Raw genomic sequence first — 20,743 nt, forward strand, 5'->3', positions numbered from 1 at the left:
GCTCGGCAGCGCCTTCTTTTATTTTCATATTTCTATTAACGCGCCTTGTGTAACTTTAAGGTTTCTTAATCAGCAAATTCCCACCCAGATGCGCATTCGTTACACTTTAGCACTTGCTTTCGGGCTACTGGCCGGCACACAGGCTCAAGCTCAGCAAGTCGTTAAAATTCTATTTGATGCCACCAAAGCCCAAACCGCTGGCAATGCCGATTGGGTGATTGATTCTGATGTTTCGGGCAGTCCCCAGCGCCTGCCCACGCCCGCGCAAAGCACCATCACGGCCAGCACGCCGGAAACGTACTGGACCGGTGCCCTCTCCTCTTGGGGCATTGCCTTGGTGAAGCGCGGCTATCAGGTCGAAACGCTGCCCAGCAGCGGCCGCATCACCTACGGCGATGCAACGAATGCCCAGGACCTGCGCAACTACGCCACCTACATCGTGGACGAGCCCAACACGCGCTACACTGCCGCTGAAAAAACGGCCATTCTGAGCTATGTGCGCAACGGCGGCGGCTTGTTCATGATTTCGGACCACACCATTTCGGACCGCAACGGCGATGGATGGGATTCGCCCGCCATCTGGAACGACCTCATGGCCTCGGCCAGTCCCGTCAACCCGTTCGGCATCACCTTCGACCTCAATAATCTCGTCTTCACCACCGGCGTGGGCGCGGCCACCGCGCCGGCCGACTCGCTGCTACACGGCCCCGCCGGCAACCCCGTGGCGATGGAATACCATAACGGCGCCAGCATAACCCTCGACCCCACCGCCAATGCCAGCGTACGCGGAGCCTTGTTCAAGCCCGGCGCGGCCACTACCGGCACCACCGGGACCATCGTGGCGCGGGCCCGCTACGGCCGGGGCCGCGTGGTCGCCCTCGGCGATTCGTCGCCGCCCGACGATGGTTCGGGCGCGCCCGGCAACAGCCTGTATGACGGCTGGGCTGCCGAAGCCAACGGCGACCACGCCCGCATCCTCCTCAACGCCACCATCTGGTTGGCTACGCCCAACCGCACCGCCACCGCCACGCGCCGCGCCACCGAGGCTGATTTCAGCATCTATCCCAATCCCAGTACCGACGCATTTTTTATCAGCGGCAACGTGCTGCCGACGGAAATTCGCTGCCACAATGCCGTGGGGCAGGAATTTGCTGTAAGTAGCACGGCGGCCGGAGCGGGTGCCGTGCGGGTGCAAACGACTGGGCTGGCTCCGGGCCTCTACGTGCTCAGCCTGCGCCTGCCCGATGGGCAGATACTCACCCGCCGCATTGCGCGGCAATAATTTCCGACCAGTTCAGGAAGCCCGGCGGCGATTGTAGAAGCTATCTGCGTCGAATGAATCCTGCTCGTAGAAGCGCGGGTTGGCGGTGGTGCTTTCCTTGCCCAAGGCCCGCAGCATGGCTTCCTCGTACTCGCGGGTAATCTGGACTTCGACGTAGTGCGGGTAATTCAGCACGGATTCAGCATTGAGTGCGGGCACGAATACGTTGTCGCCGTCTTCATCCAGCGCAGCGGCTCCTATGGGCAGCAGAATGTGGTTTTCGTGGTCATTGAGGTTGAAACGGCTATCCAGCTCTACGTCCAGGTAGCGCACTTTCATGGCCTCGGGCTCCACAATCAACTCGAAGACGGTGCCCAGGGCCTGGCCATCGGAGCCGCGCACGGTCCAGCCGCGCACGTCGGGGTTGCCATCGGCCACTTCAAAATCGGTGAGGTCGCGCAAGCGGCGCAGGACGGGAGTTTCCATGGGAAGGTTAGTATTCGGTAGTGGGTAGTTAGTAATCAGATATAAGGTGGAATGGGCAGCTGACTACTGATTGCCCACTACTGAATACCGCTTTTACTGTTTCGGCTCGCTGAGCACGCGCACGGCAGCGGCAGCCTGGGTCAAAAACTGCTGATTCTGGCGTTGCTCAGCCGCCGTGGCGCTGCGGCCGGATAGCTGGCCCGCGAGGCTTACCAACGCATTGGCCTGCTCTTCCAATTCGGGATAAGCCTTTTGCTGCATGGCCCGGATAAGGCCTGCCACCGCCACAAAGCCGGGGCGCAGGCTGGTATTGGGCTCGCCGAGGCGGGCGGTGGCGCTGGTTAGGTTGTCGCGCTGCTCGGTGGTGGTAGGGTCGCGCAGGTCGTCGCGGTCGGTGAGCGACACTAGTACGCCAGTCAGTTTTTGCAGTCCATTGCGGGCATAGTCGGGCGCGGCGGGGTCAGAAGCGGCTTGCGTGGCCAGAGAGGCCGCCGTTTCGGTGCTCCCGGCATCCTGGGTGGTGTCGCCCTGCGGAATGGCATCAATGGCGGCGCGACGTGTGGCCTGGTCTACAGCCGCGGCGGCGACCAACGTGTCCGGAGCAGTAGCGGGAGTAGCTGCTTCGGGAGTAGCCACGGGCGGCGCGGGCTCATCGGCCGGGTCGGGACGCAGGAAGAAATAAGCGGCCACTGCCACCACTACGGCCGCCAGCAGCACCAGCAGCCACGGGCTGGGCGAAGATTTTTTGCGTTGAATATTGATATCAGCCATGCAGAAATAAGTTGTCGACGTAGTTTACGGAAGGAGCCGAAAAGTAGTCATCATTAAGCCAGGCAACACGGTTTGCCAAGGCACCCAATCTCAGGCCTCGTCAAAGACCTAAAAAAAAGTCCGGCTACATCTGAAATGCAGCCGGACTTTGTCTATTTAAACGAGGCAAGCCACCTACACTGCCACCGGCCGGTATAGCTTGGCCAGCACGGCCACGGCATAGTCTACTTCGGCTTCGGTATTCATCTTGCTCATCGAGAAGCGCACGGTGGCGCGGTCGGGGTCGCAGCCCAAGGCCTCCAGCACGTGCGAGCCGGCCTGCGCCCCGCTGGTACAAGCCGAGCCACCCGAAGCCGCCACCTTACTGATATCAAGGTTAAACAACAGCATTTCGCTGATGGCCGACGGCGGCAGGCTCACGCTCAGCACCGTGTATAGGCTCTTGTCGGCGTATTCCGACAAGCCGTTGAACTGCACATCCCCCACCTCAGCGCGCAGCTTTTCGATGAAGCGGGTTTTCAGGGCCTGCACCTGCGCGTGGTGAGCCGCCAGGTCGCGCACCGCAATTTCCAGCGCCTTGGCCAAACCCACGATGCCGTACACGTTTTCGGTGCCCGAGCGCACATTGCGCTCCTGCGAACCGCCGTGGATGAGCGGGCTCACCTGCAAGCCGCTGCGGGTGTAGATGAACCCCACGCCCTTCGGCCCATGAAATTTGTGCGCCGAACCCACCATAAAGTGATTTTTCAGCTGCTGCACGTCGTGCCGGTAGTGGCCCATCGTCTGCACCGTATCGGTGTGAAAGATGGCATCGTACCGGGCACAGATATCGCCGATGGCAGCAATGTCGTTGAGGTTGCCGATTTCGTTGTTGGCGTGCATCAGGCTCACGAAGGTGCGCGACTGCGTGGCCAGTAGCTCTTCCAGATGGCCCAAATCCAGCGCGCCCTGCGCGTCATGTTTCACATAGTGCAACTCAATCTCGCCGCTCTTGGCCAGCGCCTGTAAGGGGTGCAGCACGGCGTGATGCTCCAGCGGCGAGGTGATGGCGTGCTTCAGCCCCAGCGTCCGCACACTGCCAAAGGCGGCGTAGTTGTCGGCCTCGGTACCGCCGCTGGTGAAGATGATTTCGGCCGGCGCGGCATTCAGCAGGTGCGCCACCGTCTTGCGGGCATTCTCGATGGCGGCACGCACCTGCCGGCCGGGGCCGTGCAGGCTGCTGGGGTTGCCGTAGTGATTCTGCAGAAATGGCAGCATAGCCTCCAGCACTTCGGGGTCGAGGGGCGTGGTGGCAGCGTTGTCGAAATAAACGAAAGCGGGGGCGGTGGGGGAAGTTGTCGTCATAGATGTCATTTCAGCAGAAAAAGTCAGAAGCCGGGCGTGGGTGCACCCGGCTTCTATCAAGCTATACACAAATACAAATTTCGGCTTTCAAACTGAAACCAGCCCACAGTAGCCGCTCTAATTGGGCAGAACACCGACTAATTAACTCTTGGCAGCAATAATCTCCTTGATATCACCAATAATTTTCTGGGCCAGATAATCGGCCGTAGAATTCGAATCCGATTCGGCGTAGATGCGAATAATGGGCTCGGTGTTGGATTTGCGCAGGTGAACCCACTCCTTATCGAACTCAATTTTCACGCCGTCAATCGTGTTCACCGGCTGCTTGGCGTAGCGCTGCTCCATTTTGGTCAGCACATCGTCGGTATTGATGTCGGCCGTCAGCTCAATCTTATTTTTTGAGATGAAATAGCTCGGGTACGAGTTGCGCAGGCGGCTCACCGTGAGGCCAGTTTTGGCCAGGTGCGTCAGGAACAGCGCAATGCCCACCAAGGCATCGCGGCCGTAGTGGAGCTCGGGATAGATGATACCGCCGTTGCCCTCACCGCCGATTACGGCGTTGGTTTCCTTCATTTTAGTCACCACGTTCACCTCGCCTACGGCGGCGGCCGAGTAGCTGCCGCCGGCCTTCTCCGTCACATCGCGCAGGGCGCGGGTGCTGCTCAGGTTACTCACGGTGTTGCCACCGCCCAGGCTTTTCAGCACGTAGTCGGCCACGGCCACCAGCGTGTATTCTTCGCCGAACATTTCGCCGTTTTCGCTCACCAGCGCCAGGCGGTCCACGTCGGGGTCCACCACGATGCCGAGGTCGAAGCCGCCTTTTTCCAGCACTTTGGCGATGTCGCGCAAGTGCTCGGGCAGCGGCTCAGGGTTGTGGGCAAAGTCGCCGGTGGGCTCGCAGTGCAGCTTCTCAATCGTCGTCACGCCCAGCGCTTCCAGCAGCTGCGGCACGGCAAAGCCGCCCGAGGAGTTCACCGCATCCACCACCACCCGGAAGTTGCGGGCCTTGATGGCCGCCACATCCACCAGCGGCAGCGCCAGAATGGCCTTGATATGCTTTTTGAGGAAAGTCGCGTCCGTAGTGTACTGGCCCAGCTTGGTCACGGGCGCAAAGTCGAAGTCCTCGCTTTCGGCCGAAGCCAGCACCTGTTGTCCATCAGCTTCCGAGATGAATTCGCCGGTTGCGTTCAGCAGTTTCAGCGCGTTCCACTGCTTCGGGTTGTGCGAGGCGGTGAGAATAATGCCGCCGGCCGCCTTCTTGGCAGGCACCGCCATTTCCACAGTGGGCGTGGTGCTCAGGCCCAGGTCGCACACATCGAGGCCGAGGCCTTGCAGTGTAGCAGCCACCAGGCGGCTCACCATATCGCCCGAAATGCGGGCATCGCGGCCGATGACAATCAGCTTGCTATCGGTATTCTGGGTTTTAACCCAGGTGCCATACGCCGCAGCGTACTTCACCACGTCGAGCGGCGTGAGGCCCTGGCCCACCGGCCCGCCAATGGTGCCACGAATGCCGGAAATAGATTTTATTAAAGTCACGGAGGTAGTTAATTTGAAAGACCAAAATTAGGCATTAGCAACCGGTTGGCGTCACAGAGTTTTATCTTTGGAATAATGGAAAACCTTACGCCCCCCACTAGTTCCCTGTTGGCCAGCACGCGCCGCCCGGCCCAGCTCGAAGCTTTCGGCCGCCTGCTCGACGTGCTCGACCGTCTCCGCACCGAATGCCCCTGGGATAAAAAGCAGACGCTGCAATCCCTGCGGCACCTCACCATCGAGGAAACCTACGAAATCAGCGACGCCATTCTGCGCGACGACCTCCCCGACCTCAAAAAGGAGCTCGGCGACGTCATGCTTCACCTGACTTTCTACGCCCGCATCGCCGCCGAACGAGGAGCGTTCGACATCGCCGATGTGCTTAATGCACAGTGCGAAAAGTTAATTTACCGCCATCCGCACATTTACGGCGACGTGCAGGCCGACGATGAAGAGACGGTAAAGCGCAATTGGGAGCAACTCAAGCTCAAGGAAAAAGGCAATACCACCGGAGTTCTCGGCGGCGTGCCCACCTCCCTGCCCGCGCTGGTGAAAGCCATGCGCATTCAGGAAAAAGCCCGGGGCGCGGGCTTCGATTGGGAGCAGCCCGAGCAGGTATGGGACAAAGTGCAGGAAGAATTAAACGAGTTTGGCGCGGAGTACAACCACGGCAATCCCGACCGGATGGACGCCGAAAAAGCGGCCGACGAATTCGGCGATTTGCTCTTTTCGCTGGTCAATTTTGCCCGCTTCGCCGGCATCAATCCCGAGGAAGCACTAGAGCGCACCAACCGCAAGTTTATCAGCCGCTTTCAGTACCTGGAAACCGCCGCCGCCGCCAATAATGAGCGCCTCGCCGACCTCTCCCTGGCCCAGATGGATGTGTACTGGGAAGAAGCCAAACGCCGCCCAACTCAACCCAAAGGCACAGTTTAGCGTTGGGGAAACTTCATCCAACTTTCATTGCAATTCTAGTGGGTGCAGGCAAGTTTTCTTTGGTCAGGCCGCACTTTTTGGTTAGGTTTGCCCAGCTAAGACGGCTCGTCGGGTAGTTTAGACTTCGGTAAGTGCTATTTTAATCCTCTCATTACGGGATTATCGATTGTCTTTTTGCCGTCGCCTGCGCTCCCAACCAACTTTTTGCATTTTCTTTACCCACTCAATTCAACTACTTCACTCAATAACCCCAAACACTCCGGCACAATGGAACAGAAAAATGCCATGAATACGAGCCCACGGCCCGCCGCAACGGCCGCCAAAGCCGAAGCCCAAAGCAGCGGTGGCGCCTCGCTGTTCTCCGTGATAGTTATCATTTTGGCCTTCATCATCAGCTATATCGTTTACAAATTTGTTTTCGGTGATGGTAGCCACTTCCAGGGCGGTAACAGCGAAAACAACCCCAACCCCGGCGATTACCTCGGTGTGATTTACAAGGGCGGTGTTATCGTTCCGTTCCTGCTCACCATGTTCCTCTGCGTTATCACGTTCTCGATTGAGCGCATGCTGACCATCGCCAAGGCTAAAGGCTCGAAAGGCATTGAGAGCTTCGTACGCACCGTGCGTCAGAAGCTGAACGCCAACGACATCAACGGTGCCCTGGCTGCCTGCGACGCGCAGAAAGGCTCGGTTGCCAACGTGGTGAAAGCCGGTCTGATGAAGTACAACGAGATGACTCGTGAGCGCAACATGACCACCGACCAGAAAGTACTGGCCATCCAGAAAGAAATCGAGGAAAGCACCGCGCTGGAACTGCCCATGCTGGAGAAAAACCTGGTTATCATCTCGACCATCGCTTCGATTGCAACCCTGACCGGTCTGCTCGGCACGGTATTCGGCATGATTCGCGCCTTCGCCGCTCTGGCGCAGGCTGGTACTCCCGACGCAGTTGCACTGGCAAACGGTATCTCGGAAGCTCTGATTAACACGGCACTGGGTATCGGCACCTCGGCCCTGGCCATCGTGGCTTACAACTACTTCACCAGCAAAATTGACGAGCTGACCTACAGCATCGACGAGGCTGGCTTCAGCATCATCCAGACGTTCGCTGGCCAGCACGGCCAGACCACGGCTACCCAGACGGTTTAATTCCGTTTGCGCAGCTACTGGCTGATGCACTAAAACGCGGGGCGATTCGTTCTTCGGAATGAGTCGCCCCCTTTTAACCCCACCTCGCAATGCCCAAAGTAAAACCGCACCGTACCTCGCCGTCGCTCGATATGACGCCGATGGTGGACCTGGCTTTCTTGCTGGTGACATTCTTCATGCTCACCACCAAGTTTGCCCCCGAAGAGACTGTGGTGGTGGACACGCCGTCATCGACTTCGGAGCTTAAATTGCCCGAGAACAATGTGATTACGCTGACCGTCGATGCTAAGAAGCGCGTCTTCTTTGGTGTTGATGCGCCGCAAACCAAGATTCAGGCATTGCAGAAAGTAGGCGCTAAATATGGCGTAAACTTTACCGCAGCGCAGGCCAAGGAGTTCAGCAACCTGCCCAACTTCGGCCTACCCATCAGCCAGCTGGGTTCTTACCTGAACATGGCCAAGGAAGACCGCAAGCAGGTGAATGCCCAACAGCCCGGTGTTCCGCTCGACTCGCTCAATAACCAGTTGATTGACTGGGTGCTGGCGGCTCGCACGGCTAACCAGGCCATCTTCCACAAGCCTACCTACATCGCCATCAAAGGCGACGGCAATGCTGATGTACCCACGGTGCAGCAGGTTATCAAGGTATTGCAGGAGAAGGATATCAACCGCTTCAACCTCATTACGGACATGGAAAACAAGCCCGTAGCCGCCGCCAAATAATATTGGCTGCTCCTACTGCTTCAGTTTCTAATCTCCTCACTTAACTAAATCCCATGGCAGAAATTCAAGGCAAAGCCGACTCCGGTGGAAAAGGTGGGAAGAAGCGGGCCAAGAAAATGTCGACCAAAATCGACATGACCCCAATGGTGGACTTGGCCTTCCTCCTGCTCACCTTCTTCATGCTGACCACCACCTTCGCCAAGCCCAACGTGATGCAGCTCACGATGCCGGTGAAGAAAACGGACGATGTGGAGGACACGAAAATCAAGGCCTCGCAGGCCATGACCATCATCCTCGGCAAAGACAACAAGGCGTATTACTACTTCGGTCTGAATACGCCCAATGACAAAACCGTAGCCAAGCCCGAACTGAAGGTGACGAACTTCTCAGCCAATGGCATTCGCCAGGTCCTGTTGGACCGTCAGCGCCAGAAGCCGGAGCCCATCATCCTCATCAAAGCAACCGAAGACGCCAAGTATAAAAACATGGTGGATATTCTGGACGAGATGAACATCACGAACCAGAAGAAATACGCGCTGGTGAAGGTACCCAAAGACGACCTGGACCTTATTAAAGACTCAGCCCTATGATGGACAATGCGCAAATTGCCAAGGCCAGCTTAAACGACATCGTTTTTGAAGGCCGTAATAAGGCATACGGTGCTTACGTACTGCGTCGCTTGTACCAGCGGCACGTTACCCGGGCACTGATTATTGCTACGTCGGTATTCGCGCTCCTCGTGTTTTTCCCGCTCATCGCTCAGTATCTGAAAGACAAGATGCCGAAGGAAGCTCCGAAAAACCTCAAGGAGAACGTGCTGATGGACGCTCCGCCTCTGGATGAGACGAAGCCACCGCCCCCCCCTCCTCCCCCCGAGGCACCGCCACCCCCTCCCCCCAAGCTCACCACCATCAAATTCACCCCTCCGGTGGTGAAAAAGGATGAGGAAGTGAAGAAGGAAGAGGTTCCGGACCAGGAAGAGTTGAAGGACAAGACGGTAGCCACCGTAACCGTAAAAGGTAATACGGATGCTCCCGACCTTTCCGAACTCTCCGGAACCGGCGACAAAGTGGTTGAAGAAGTGGTTGAGAACAAAGTCTACACCTACGTAGAACAGATGCCTCAGCTGCCCGGTGGTGGTGGTAACGCCGCTATCGTGAATGCCATCCAGAAGGCGGTGAAATACCCCCCTCTGGCGCTTCGCAACCAGGTTGAAGGTCGCATCTTCGTTAGCTTTACGGTGAACCCGCAGGGCGACGTTTCGGATGTGAAAGTGGTAAAAGGCCTCGGTTCGGGTCTTGACGAGGAAACGATTCGGGCGGTGAAAACCCTGCCCAAGTTTATCCCCGGTAAGCAGAACGGCCGTGCAGTAAGCGTTTCGTTTACCGTACCGATTACCTTCAAAATTCAATAGGTTTTTAATTCGGAGTTAGCTCTGAATTAGTAAAAACCCTGAATTGAGCTTCATGGCTCGGTTCAGGGTTTTTTTATTGCATTCAAACTCAGCGTAACATGAGAAAATCTGCGCCTTCGAATACCGTTTAATTGTGGTAAGTCGTTGAATGCTTCTTATTGGAGAATCAATTTCAGTGGCCGCTTGATTCAAGAAATACCTTGGCTCACGAAGCAAATAATGGTGCAAATCCGTTAAAGTCAGAAAAATGCAGGTTTCTATGAAAAGCAGCGTTTTTTTGGCTTTTTTGTAGCCCGGTTCAGGACCTTCACTATTGCCCGTCGAACCTTTACCCAGTTTTTTTGGGTTTATTATATATTCATTTCTGAATTTTCCTGTTTATGCTCAACCTGCCTACTACCGAGGAGCGGCTCGGTAAGTCGCCCCAGCGGCTGGTGCGTTACTTTGTGCTCCTGATGGCCGTGGTATATATGGGACTTGGCGTGTGGTTGTGGTGGTCGGCCAATAGCCCTTCTGCCGGTGCAATCATTCAGCTGGGCCCAATAGCCCGCCGGGTTCTGGGTTCCGTTTTCATTCTCTATGGCCTGCTTCGCTTTAGCCGAGGCTACCAAGAGCATTTCCGCAAAAAAACCATTTCTGACGATAATGATTAAGCGCGCTCACTTTTTGACTGCTGGTGTTACGGTGCTGGCCGGAGCCATTGCCATTGCTTCCTGCAACGGCCCAGGCTCGCCAGGAGCCCAGGACACCCCTACCAGCGGAAACGTTGCGGTGAGCGTCGATGAAACATTTGCGCCCATTCTGCAGGCGCAGATAGACACGTTTGCTAAGCTCTATCCGAACGCTCACGTCAAGATGAGCTTTCAGCCGGAGGAAAAGGTGATGCTGGACCTCATCAACGACAAGGTGAAGCTGGCCGTGGTATCGCGCGAGCTGAATGCGGAGGAGCAGGCCGATTTTGCCAAGCAAACCATTGTGCCGCGCACTACGCGCATTGGCATCGACGGTTTAGCTATTGTCCTCAATCGCAGCAACCCGGACTCGTTGCTGACGGTGGCGCAGCTGGCGGATATTTTTACGGGCAAAACCAGCAAATGGAGCCAGGTTAGCGGCAAGAAAGGACTAGCGGATATCAATGTGGTATTTGATGCGAACCGGAGCAGCACGACGCGTTTCGTGCGTGACTCGGTGACGCACGGGGCCGCACTTACCAGTCGGGTTTTTGCCGCCACATCGAACCCCGCTTTGCTGGATTATGTTGCAACTCACCCCAGCGCCATTGGGGTGGTGGGCGTGAACTGGATTTCGGACCGGGACGACCCGGCCGCCATGAAGTTTGCCAATAAGGTGCGGGTGGCCAGCATCACGGCCCGGCCCAATCCCAAGCCGAACGACTTCATTCAACCCTACCAGGTGTATCTGGCGGAAAAGACGCCGGAGCAGCTGGCGCAGGACCCGGATTTGCAGAATTACCCGCTCCGGCGCAACCTTTACGTCATCAGCCGGGAAGCGCGGGCAGGATTAGGCACAGGGTTTGCATCTTTCGTGGCAGGCAAGAATGGTCAGTTGATTTTTCAGAAGTCGGGTTTACTACCGGCTCAGATGCAGGCCCGAATAATTACCACGCCTAAACTGTAAGTGCGCTTTTCGCGTAACAATTTCTCATTGCTTTTTCATCCTTTTTCTTCTCCTATGAGTTTCAAGCCCTGGAAACAGCCGCTGCTCGCTGCCGTTGCGATGGTAGCAGGTACTACGGCGGCCACCGCCCAAAACGTGCAAACCGCCCAACGCGACATTGAATTGGGTCGGTATAACGAGGCCCGCGCCATTTTGCGCCCCGGCTCCACGCCCGAAACTGCTTTCGAGCTGGGCCGCCTGTATCAGATGCGTGATATGCCGGATTCGGCTGCGTTCTTCTTCAACAAAGCCGCTGGCTCTACTCCTTTTGGTCAGGTAGCAGCTGGCCGCGCATTGCTGGCCAAAGGTCAGGTTTCTCCAGCTGAGGCTCAGTTTGATGCCGCTGCCAAGGCAACCAAGAACAAAGACGGCAAAGTGCTGACGATGATAGCACAGGCATACGGTGAGTCTGACGGTAAAAATACCGGCAAGGCCCAGACGTATATGGATGCGGCTCAGGCCGTTTTCAAAAAGGACGACCCGGCGCTAATGGTTGCTCGTGGCGATGTATTCCTGCACTCCGACCAAGGCGGTGGCGAGGCCATGACCAGCTATGACCGGGCTATTGCTGCTAACCCCAGCTACGCTCAGGCCTACTACAAGAAAGGTGCATTGAGCGTGCGTTCGCGCAACTTCAACGCGGCCCGTGAAAGCCTCAACAAGGCAATTGAACTGGACCCCAGCTACGCCCCGGCCTACCGTGAGCTAGCCGACATGTACTATTATGCCGGGCAGTATGACCTAGCCTTGAGCACATTCAAGAAGTACACCGACTTGGCCGAGAATTCGCCCTCGACGAGTGCTCAGTACGCGTCGTTTCTCTACCTGACCAAGAAGTACCCGGAGGCGCTGACTGAGGTAAACAAGGTGCTGCAAAGCGACCCCAACAACCTCACAATGAACCGCCTGAAGCCGTATTTGCTATACGAAACCGGTGACTTTGCTGGTGCTTCGACTGCTATGGATGCGTACATGAAAGTTGCCCCGGCTGACAAGGTCATCCCGGAAGACTTGGCTTACAAGTACAAAATCATGAGCAAAACTGGTAAGGGCACCGAAGCCATTGCCGGTATCAGCGACATCATCAAGAAAGACCCGAGCAAGGCTTGTGACTTCCAGAATGACCTGGCTGCCATCTATGCCAACCAGAAGGACTACAAAGGTGCCGCCCGCGTGTACAGCTACAAGCTGACCAACTGCAAAGGCGACCTGACCGACCAGTTCCGCTTGGCTACCGCCCTCACCGGCGACAAGCAGTACACCCGTGCTGACAGCGTTTATAACATCATCCTGACGGCTAAGCCTACGTATGGTCCCGGCTATCTGGCCCGCGCTAAGGTGAATTCGTACCTCGACCCCGAAGCCAAACAAGGCTTGGCCAAGCCGTATTACGAGAAATACATCGAGCTTTCGAAGGCTGAAGGTGCTGACCCCACCAAGTTCAAAGAAGGCGTAGTGGAAGCCAATGGCTATCTGGGCGTATATAGCTTCCAGAAAGGCGACAAAGCGGCCGCTAAAGGCTACTTCGAGCAAGTGCTGGCTTTGGACCCGGAGAACGCAGGTGCTAAGAATAACATCAAGATTCTCAGCGCCCCCACCAAGGCCACCAAGACTACTACTACGAAGACCGCAACCAAGACCACGGTTAAGAAGAAGTAATTGCTTTGGCAATTAGTGTAAAAAGGCCCCTCCGCAGCTGCGGAGGGGCCTTTTTTTTGTATTATCTCTTATAGTTTAGCTGGCCCAGGCCCGCCATTTTTCCAGTACGGCGGCGAAGTCCTCTGGTAGCTCGGCTTCAAATAGCAGCTGCTCGCCGGAAGTAGGATGTACGAAGCCAAGGGAGCGGGCGTGCAGCGCCTGACGCGGCATCAGTTGGAAAGCATTTTCTACAAATGCCTTGTATGTTCCGTTGCTCTGGCCCACGCGAATTCGGTCGCCCCCGTAGGTTGCATCGGAAAACAATGGATGGCCGAGGTATTGCATGTGGGCGCGAATCTGGTGGGTCCGGCCGGTTTCCAGTACGCAGCGCACCAGCGTCACCGGGCCGAAACTCTCCAGCACCTCATAATGCGTCACTGCGGGCTTCCCTTGCTCGCCGCCGGGATAGACGGCCTGCACCTTGCGGTCGCGCACGCTGCGGCCGATATGGCCCGTTATCGTGCCCGTAGGGCCGGGCGGGGTACCCCACACCAGAGCCAGATAGCTACGCTGAATGGTGTGGTGGAAAAACTGCAACGACAAATGCGTCATGGCAAACTCAGTTTTGCCAATTACCAGCAGGCCCGACGTATCCTTGTCGATGCGGTGCACCAGCCCTGGCCGGATTTCCCCATTGCGCCCCGTGGGCAGGTTGGCGAGGTGATGCGCTAGGCCATTTACCAGCGTGCCCTGCCAGTGGCCATAGGCCGGGTGCACGACCAAACCGGCCGGCTTGTTCACGATGAGCAGTTCCGCATCCTCATAGCGAATATCCAGGGGCATTTCCTCGGGTATCACGCGGCCTTCACGCGGCGGCTCGGGCAGCGTGACGGTGATAATATCCTGCGGCTTTACCCGGTAATTGGGCTTTACGGCCACCCCATTCACCTCTACGGCCAGCGCCCGGATGGCTTCCTGCACCTTATTGCGTGACGTATTACGCAGCCGACTGTGCAGGAACTTATCAATCCGCAGCATTTCCTGGCCGCGGTCTACTACTATGCGGTGATGCTCATAAAGCTCATCTCCACCTTCTTCATCGGCCTCACTATCGAGCAGCTCATCCGCCTCAAATTCGTCGTCTATCATTTCCCAAAGTCGTGGTATATGAAAAAAGCCGGAGCGAGTGCTCCGGCTTTTTTAGGCAGGCGGCGGTTGCCGCTTACTTCTTGGTTTTGGTCTTGGTCTTGTTCACACCAGGCGCAACGGGCGCAGGGGTAGCCGGCGAGGCCGGGCCCGATTTAATGGGGGCCTGAGCACCGGGCGTGATGCCCATTTTCTTCAGCACGAGGTCCGAAATATCGCCGTCCTTGGGCGCGTGCAACAGCAGCGGGCTGCCACCACCATCGGAGTTGAACACGTAGGTGAAACCGTTCTCGTCAGCCACGAGGTCGATGTTCTTTTGCAGCTTGTCCAGAGCGGGCTTCAGCAGCGTCTGCTGCTTCTGCTGCAACGACTGCTCGGCCGTGCGCTGAAACTCCTGAATGGACTGCTGCAAGCGCTGCAACTCCTTTTCGGTGTCAGCCTTCACTACCTCCGTCATGGTGCCGGATTTCTGCTGGTAGTCCTTCACTTTGGTTTCGAACTCGGAGCTTTTGCTTTTCAGCTGGGCCGCAAGCTGGTCGTTGTAGGTTTTGAGCTCCGACTCAATCTGCTTGCTTTCGGTCATCTGGGATAACACGTACTGAACATCGGTGTAACCAATTTTCAGGGGGGCCTGGGCCTGCGCGGAAGTGGCAGCCAGGGTTCCGGCGGTCAGCAGAGCGGCGGCGAGCGTCAGACGAAAGATTTTCACGAGATTCATCAAAAAGGAAAAGGGTCAGAAAAATATTGGGGCAAAGGTAATTACTTCTTATTAGTCGGCCGCGCTGGCTTGGTTACCGGCTTGGTACCGGGCGCAGCTTCGGGCGTACCCGAGTCCGATTCAAAGTTAGGGTCTACCGGCGTTTTGGGCGGGGCCACCGTCTTTACCGCGCCTTTGGGGCCGGGCTGGTTGCGGTCCTCGGCACCCAGGCCCAGTTCTTCGAGCACAAATTCAGTATAATCGTGAGCAGGGTTGGTATAGAGCATGGTCAGGTCGCCGGATTTATCGAAAACAACAGCCAGTGATTTCTTCTTGGCCACCTTTTCCACGGCCTCAAATACCTTATCCTGCACCGGCTTATTCAGCTCCTGGCGCTTTTTGAACAGTTGGCCTTCGTAGCCAAACTGTTTGTTGCGGTAGGCTTTCAGCTCCTGCTCCTTGAGCAAGATTTCGTCCTGCCGTTTCTTTTTCATGGCCTCCGTGAGCACCACTTCTTCGTTCTGATAGTTGCGATGAAGCTTGTCGAGGTCTTTTTGCTGGGCTTCAATTTCTTTCTGCCAGGTATCCGACAGCAGATTCAACTCCTGTTGGGCCTTGGCGTATTCCGGCATTTTGGCCATGATAAACTCCGAATCGACCCAGCCAAATTTCTGAGCCTGGGCTTTCGGGGCAACAATTAGCAACAACAAGGCCAGTAGCAGGCCACCAAAATTCTTCATACGGGAGGAAACGTGAAACTCCGCTCGCTAGTGCCTTGCTAGCGAATTTGCTGGCCAATGATGAAGTGGAAGTGGTTGGGGTCCTGCTTGGTGCCGGCAGGCGTGCCCACGGGCGGAATCACAGAGTCGAAGCCGTGGCCGAAGTCGAAGCCCAACAAACCGAAGGCCGACATGAAGATACGAGCACCTACGCCCGCCGAACGGTACAGCTTGTAGGGGTTGTAGTTCTGATAGGAATCGAAGGCATTACCTGCTTCAGCAAAGCCCAGCACGTACACCGTAGCGGCTGGGTTGAGGCTGACGGGGTAGCGCATTTCCAGCACGTACTTGTTGAAGGCAATGCCGCCGGCCTGATTGGCCTGCGCCGTCGGAATGGCGAAGGCCGCGTTGGGGTCGTCATAACCACGTAGGCCCACGTAGTCGGTACCCACCAAATAGTTGCCGCCGCCGTTGTAGCCCAGGCCCGCACCGCCCATTTTGAAGCGTTCGAACGGCCCTACGTCACGCTTCGAATTGTACGTTCCCAGGTAGCCAAAGTGTGCGCGGGTGTTCAACACCAACTTGCCCACAATCGGAGTAAACCACGACGCATCGAACATCCATTTGTGGAATTCAATCCACTGGTTGTTGCTGGGGTGGTCCGGGTTAATCAGCGAATAAGGCGGCGTCAGGTTCACGCTCAGGCTTAGCGACGAGCCCCGGCGGGTGTAAGTCGGATTATCGATGCTGTTGCGGGCCAGCGTGGTGTTCAGGGTAATGTTATTGAACGTACCCGAAGCTGCCCCGGCAATAACCGCGTAGTTCTGCGTCTGGTACTGGCTATACGACAGCGAGTTGCTGAGCGTGAAGTAGTCATCCGGCACGCGCAGCTGGCGGCCCAGGCCCACCGTGGCGCTGTTTACTTTGATAAACTGGTCCGAAGCCGCATCCAAGGCCGCACCGGTCCGCTGCACACTGTGGTTCAGGCTGAACGAGAACGAGTTTGGCCGACGGCCACCCAGCCAAGGCTCCGTAAATGACAGGGAATAAGCCTGATACTGCAGACCATTGGCCTGCACGTTGAGCGACAGGCGCTGGCCATCGCCGGCTGGCACTGGCGTCCAGTTGCGCAGCGTACCCGCTTTGCGCAGCGAGAAGTTGTTGAAAACCAGGCCCACCGTGCCAATAAAGCCGGCATAGCCACCCCAGCCGCCCGACAGGGTAACCTGGTCCGAAGGCTTCTCTACCACCGTGTAGTTGATATCAACCGTGCCATCGGCTTGGTTGGGGATGGGGTTGATGCCGATTTTTTCCGGGTCAAAATAGCCCAAAGTGGCAATTTCCCGCTGCGAACGGATGAGCAATTCACGATTGAATTTATCGCCGGGCAGCGTGCGCAGGGTGCGGCGCAGCACGTGGTCGCTGGTTTTGGTATTGCCCGAGATGTTAATGTCTTTGATGTGGGCTTGCACGCCTTCGTTCAAGCGCATCTCGATATCAATCGAGTCGCCTTCAACCTTGGTTTCCACCGGGTCGATGGTGAAGAACAGGTAGCCGTCGTTGAGGTACAGCGAAGAGATGTCCTGCCCGGTTGGGTTGTAGTTCAGGCGCTTATCCAGTATTTCCTTGCTGTACGTGCTGCCGGGTTTGATACCTAGTACGTTAGCCAGCGTCTTATCGTCGTAGAGGTAGTTGCCGTTCCACGTAATGTGGCGGAAGTAGTATTTGGGGCCTTCGTCTACGGTAATGCGCAGGGCCAAACCTTTCTCGTCGCGCGTCAGCGTATCGCTCACAATGGTTGCGTCGCGGTAGCCTTCGGCATTGTAAAACTCTAGCAGCTTCTTCTTGTCCTCTTCGTACTCACTACGCTGAAACTTGCCAGGGGTCAGGAACTTATATGGCTTGCGCTCCTTGGTTTTCTTGAGCTTGCCTTTCAGCTTCCGGTCAGTAAAGGCTTTATTACCTTCAAAAGTAATTTCGTGGATGCGCACTTTCGAGCCTTTGTCCACGTCAATGCGCAAAGCCACGCTATTCGACAAGCTCGAATCGGCAACCTGCACAATGTTCACCTTAGTATCCAGGTAGCCTTTGTTCACAAAGAACTTGCGCACTTGCGTCCGCGCATTGTTCATCAGGGCATCCGTTACCACCTTGCCCCGAATCAGCGTAATTTTCTTGGTCAGGTCTTCGGTTTGCCCCTTTTTAATACCCGTGAAAGTAAACTTCGACAAGCGCGGCCGCTCCTTCAGGTTATAGTCGAGGAAAATCTTGTTGCCCTCGATGCGGGCCACCGTCACACTCACGTCGCCGAGAATACCCTGGGCCCACAGCTTGCGGATGGATTTGCCAATCTCCTCCCCCGGAACACTAATGGGGTCACCCACGCGCAAACCAGTCAGGCCAATCAGCGTATTGGGGTCGAGGTAACGGGCACCGCTAATGGTGATGCCCCCCAGCTCGTACTTTTTGGGCTCATCAGCTCCGGCAGTTCCCTGGGCCTGCACATGCATTGGCTGGGCTACTAGGCCTGCCAACACAGCCACCACAAGCGCACACTTGATAAAAAAATTACGCACAATAAACATTACAAAAATTTAAGATACAGTGACTTGCTCACTGGTTTTGCCAAACCGCCGCTCCCGGCGCTGATACGCCCGAATGGCCTCCTGGAAATGCTCCTTCCGAAAGTCCGGCCACAGCAAATCGGTGATGTACAACTCAGTATAGGCCAGCTGCCATAGCAAAAAATTACTAATCCGCTGTTCGCCGCTGGTTCGGATAAGAAGTTCCGGGTCCGGCATTTTAGCCGTCACCAAGTAGCTCGCCACCGTGGTTTCGGTTATCTGGCTGGGCTGGAGCTGACCGGTAGCCACATCGGCAGCCATCCGCTTGGCCGCCTGGGTAAGGTCCCAGCGGCCACTGTAGCTCAGGGCGAGCACCAGCGTCATGCGAGTGCCCTCCTTGGTCAGTTCCATTGCCTCGGCCAACTCACGCTGGCAATTTTTGGGCAAAGTAGCCAAGTCGCCAATGGCTTCCAGGCGAATGCTATTCTTCAGCAGCGTAGCCGTTTCCTGCCGGATGGTGTGCACCAGCAGCTGCATCAGCGCCATTACTTCCAGCGCCGGGCGATTCCAATTCTCCGTAGAAAACGCGTATAGCGTCAGATAGCGCACCCCTAATTCGGCCGCTTCCTCCACAGTTTCACGCACGGCAGTGATGGCGCTCTGGTGACCAAAGACGCGCAAGCCTCCACGTTGCTTGGCCCACCGCCCATTGCCATCCATGATGACGGCGACGTGAGCGGGAATATTTTGAGTATCAATTTCGGCCTTGCCGGTCATCTTTGCGGTTTCGCTAAAAGAGCCCGCAAGTTACGGAAATGGTTGCATTTAGCAGCCGAACACCAATACTGGCCTTCCGCTATATACCTCTCACATTTATACAGGAGCCACCTACCGCATTAAAGCTAACTACTACTTTAGCAGCTTCTTATTCTTTTTATATTGGTCGGGGCAGCGGATTTTATAGAACGTATAGGATAAGCTGACACCACTATAATAATACCAATCCTGGTCATGAACATTTACCAGCAGTGGGTCTTGCGTACTCAAATGGTCGAGTTGGTCCGTAAATGTTTTGCGCACCCCCACTTCCAGACCCAGATTCAGGTGTTCCGAAAGGGCATACTTCATACCCACTCCGGCCGGAATAGCCAGTCCCAACATGCTGCCTTTCTGGTTAAAGCTAGCCTGTAGAAGCGGGTTGTTGGATACCGTAGTGGTATTGGCGTAAAATCCGGCCAGGCCGGCAAATAGATATGGCGTGAAATGCACCTTATCGGTCCGGTAATGATAATCCATGAAGTTGTACTCCACTACCGCCGATGCTTCGAGCACGCTGCCTTTGGTATTGGCCTGGCGGTAGGCCTGGAGCGGGGGCACTCCGCCATTCACACCCGTCACATTATCGTCAGCCCCCCGCAGGAAGCCGGCGGTGAAGCCTCCCCGTAAGGTGATGGGCACCGATACATCCTTACGATAAAAGGCGGTGAAAGCGGGCCGACTGTTTTGCAGCTGAAAATCGGGTGATATTTCGCCCCGATAATTGGTAGCGCCAATACCAATACCTATTTCGCTGGTATTCTGAGCGTTGGCCGAAGCGCAAAAAAACGTACTCCCCGCCTGCATGAAGCAAGCGAGGAGTACGTTTTTGAAACCTGAATTCGTCATTTAGTAATTGCTGACTCGGAAAGAGAAACCTAAGCCAGCAGTCGCTGGCTAGCGGAATTTGGGGTTCTTGATGCGGGGCGTCAAGATGTAGTTCAACGTTACACCTGTTACGATGTACCAGTCGGTTTTATTGCCCGAGTCGCCACGCTGCTCACCAGCATTGTCGAAACCGGGGAACTTGGTGCGGTCCTTAGTGATGTTGTGGCCAAAATAAGCCGCTGCATCAGTGGTTAGCTTGGACTGGTCAGCATATTTGCCTCCTACGTCGTCAAGGTAATCGGTGAATGTTTTGCGCCAGCCGATTTCCAGGCTTGCATCAAAGTTGCGGTTGATGCGGTAGCGGATACCACCACCGAACGGAATCGAGAGCTGCGTCTTGCCGTAGGCAGTTGCCTGACCTTCGGTTTTCAGCGGCTGCAGGTCAACATAGTTACCAGTACGGTTATCCAGGCCTTGGGGATTGGAGTAGAAACCGGCTACACCAGCAAAAACGTAAGGCACAAAGTCCGGACGCTTGAGGTAGTTGTTGCGGTTTTCGATAAGGTCAACGATGGCAACGGCCGAAGCTTCCAGAATATCATTCCGGAAATTCATGTTGCGGTTGTTGCGGAAGCGAGCATCCGGGTCCTGGTCGTTAACGAACGAGTCATCGCCCGAGATACGACCGTAAGACAAGCCGAAGCGGCCCGACAAACGTGGGTAGAAGCGACGGGTAATAGAAACGCCAGCACCAACCCGGGTAGCGCCTAAACGCAAGCTAGTGAAGCTAGTTACGGGCGTCAAATCCCCGAAGTAGTTCATAGCATTCAGGCTGAAGCCTATGGAGTTGTATTGCTTCCGCTTGCTGAACTGCTGGGCATCCGCCTCTGGTGTTGCCACCAAAGCCAGCCCGAGCACTACGGCCGTAGAATACGTGAAAATATTTTTCATAAGGCAACTAAAATGATGATACTAGGTTCGGCGGGTAAGAGCAGTGCAGAGAGCGCACAGTTTCAGACGGTGACAAAAGTAGGGCTAA

General features: G+C 56.1%; 20 protein-coding genes. 9 read left to right on the forward strand and 11 right to left on the reverse strand.

All coding sequences use genetic code 11. From position 1 onward, the window contains the following. The first annotated feature begins 88 nt into the window (after positions 1-88). Positions 89-1,282 carry a T9SS type A sorting domain-containing protein gene (locus ACYU70_RS17610; RefSeq protein ID WP_342297104.1) on the forward strand — a complete coding sequence of 398 codons (1,194 nt, stop codon included), beginning with the start codon at positions 89-91 and terminating at the stop codon, positions 1,280-1,282. A 12-nt stretch (positions 1,283-1,294) separates the two neighbouring features. Here the strand turns inward: ACYU70_RS17610 and ACYU70_RS17615 are convergent, their stop codons facing one another. The 4 genes from ACYU70_RS17615 to glmM form a co-directional block, all read right to left on the reverse strand. Further along, positions 1,295-1,747 carry a PRC-barrel domain-containing protein gene (locus tag ACYU70_RS17615; protein ID WP_342297102.1) on the reverse strand — a complete coding sequence of 151 codons (453 nt, stop codon included), beginning with the start codon at positions 1,745-1,747 and terminating at the stop codon, positions 1,295-1,297. Between the two features lie 93 nt (positions 1,748-1,840). Continuing rightward, positions 1,841-2,518, reverse strand: coding sequence for a hypothetical protein (locus ACYU70_RS17620; protein WP_342297101.1), 678 nt, complete (start codon positions 2,516-2,518; stop codon positions 1,841-1,843). A gap of 174 nt (positions 2,519-2,692) precedes the next feature. Beyond that, a complete protein-coding gene (locus ACYU70_RS17625; protein ID WP_342297100.1) occupies positions 2,693-3,862 on the reverse strand; it encodes a cysteine desulfurase family protein in 1,170 nt (389 codons plus the stop codon). A gap of 141 nt (positions 3,863-4,003) precedes the next feature. Beyond that, positions 4,004-5,401, reverse strand: a complete 1,398-nt coding sequence (gene glmM, locus ACYU70_RS17630) for a phosphoglucosamine mutase (protein WP_342297099.1) — start codon at positions 5,399-5,401, stop codon at positions 4,004-4,006. A gap of 75 nt (positions 5,402-5,476) precedes the next feature. Here glmM and mazG point away from each other — a divergent pair, with 75 nt between their 5' ends. From mazG to ACYU70_RS17670, 8 genes are all read left to right on the forward strand, one after another. Next, on the forward strand, positions 5,477-6,334 hold the full coding sequence (gene mazG, locus ACYU70_RS17635; protein WP_342297098.1) for a nucleoside triphosphate pyrophosphohydrolase: 858 nt from the start codon (positions 5,477-5,479) through the stop codon (positions 6,332-6,334). 267 nt (positions 6,335-6,601) lie between these two features. Continuing rightward, entirely contained in the window at positions 6,602-7,483 is an 882-nt protein-coding gene (locus ACYU70_RS17640) for a MotA/TolQ/ExbB proton channel family protein (RefSeq protein ID WP_425293324.1), read from the forward strand. Between the two features lie 89 nt (positions 7,484-7,572). Then, entirely contained in the window at positions 7,573-8,205 is a 633-nt protein-coding gene (locus tag ACYU70_RS17645; protein WP_198069142.1) for an ExbD/TolR family protein, read from the forward strand. Between the two features lie 53 nt (positions 8,206-8,258). Next, positions 8,259-8,795 (forward strand): ExbD/TolR family protein, encoded by a 537-nt coding sequence (locus ACYU70_RS17650; RefSeq protein WP_342297095.1) that lies wholly within the window; start codon positions 8,259-8,261, stop codon positions 8,793-8,795. Continuing rightward, on the forward strand, positions 8,792-9,619 hold the full coding sequence (locus tag ACYU70_RS17655) for an energy transducer TonB (protein ID WP_211532026.1): 828 nt from the start codon (positions 8,792-8,794) through the stop codon (positions 9,617-9,619). Before ACYU70_RS17650 ends, ACYU70_RS17655 begins: the two co-directional genes overlap by 4 nt. A gap of 380 nt (positions 9,620-9,999) precedes the next feature. Further along, positions 10,000-10,272 (forward strand): hypothetical protein, encoded by a 273-nt coding sequence (locus ACYU70_RS17660; protein WP_342297093.1) that lies wholly within the window; start codon positions 10,000-10,002, stop codon positions 10,270-10,272. Then, positions 10,265-11,257 carry a PstS family phosphate ABC transporter substrate-binding protein gene (locus tag ACYU70_RS17665; protein WP_342297091.1) on the forward strand — a complete coding sequence of 331 codons (993 nt, stop codon included), beginning with the start codon at positions 10,265-10,267 and terminating at the stop codon, positions 11,255-11,257. The genes ACYU70_RS17660 and ACYU70_RS17665 overlap by 8 nt, the downstream gene beginning before the upstream one ends. Before the next feature lie 54 nt (positions 11,258-11,311). After that, entirely contained in the window at positions 11,312-12,955 is a 1,644-nt protein-coding gene (locus ACYU70_RS17670) for a tetratricopeptide repeat protein (protein WP_342297089.1), read from the forward strand. A gap of 75 nt (positions 12,956-13,030) precedes the next feature. Here ACYU70_RS17670 and ACYU70_RS17675 read toward each other — a convergent pair whose 3' ends face one another. The 7 genes from ACYU70_RS17675 to ACYU70_RS17705 all read right to left on the reverse strand — a co-directional run bounded on the left by ACYU70_RS17675 (position 13,031) and on the right by ACYU70_RS17705 (position 20,655). Further along, on the reverse strand, positions 13,031-14,083 hold the full coding sequence (locus ACYU70_RS17675) for an RluA family pseudouridine synthase (RefSeq protein WP_342297088.1): 1,053 nt from the start codon (positions 14,081-14,083) through the stop codon (positions 13,031-13,033). Between the two features lie 73 nt (positions 14,084-14,156). Continuing rightward, positions 14,157-14,798: an OmpH/Skp family outer membrane protein gene (locus ACYU70_RS17680; protein ID WP_425293323.1), complete on the reverse strand. Its 642-nt coding sequence runs from the start codon at positions 14,796-14,798 to the stop codon at positions 14,157-14,159. A 41-nt stretch (positions 14,799-14,839) separates the two neighbouring features. After that, on the reverse strand, positions 14,840-15,517 hold the full coding sequence (locus tag ACYU70_RS17685) for an OmpH/Skp family outer membrane protein (protein ID WP_342297084.1): 678 nt from the start codon (positions 15,515-15,517) through the stop codon (positions 14,840-14,842). Between the two features lie 38 nt (positions 15,518-15,555). Beyond that, positions 15,556-18,081 (reverse strand): outer membrane protein assembly factor BamA, encoded by a 2,526-nt coding sequence (gene bamA, locus ACYU70_RS17690; protein WP_425293322.1) that lies wholly within the window; start codon positions 18,079-18,081, stop codon positions 15,556-15,558. 9 nt (positions 18,082-18,090) lie between these two features. Further along, on the reverse strand, positions 18,091-18,837 hold the full coding sequence (locus tag ACYU70_RS17695; protein WP_342297080.1) for an isoprenyl transferase: 747 nt from the start codon (positions 18,835-18,837) through the stop codon (positions 18,091-18,093). Positions 18,838-18,969: 132 nt separating this feature from the next. Beyond that, positions 18,970-19,683, reverse strand: coding sequence for a type IX secretion system protein PorG (gene porG / locus ACYU70_RS17700; protein ID WP_342297078.1), 714 nt, complete (start codon positions 19,681-19,683; stop codon positions 18,970-18,972). Positions 19,684-19,773: 90 nt separating this feature from the next. Then, positions 19,774-20,655, reverse strand: coding sequence for a DUF6089 family protein (locus ACYU70_RS17705; protein ID WP_342297076.1), 882 nt, complete (start codon positions 20,653-20,655; stop codon positions 19,774-19,776). Positions 20,656-20,743 lie beyond the last annotated feature (88 nt).

The organism is Hymenobacter segetis (assembly GCF_054776495.1).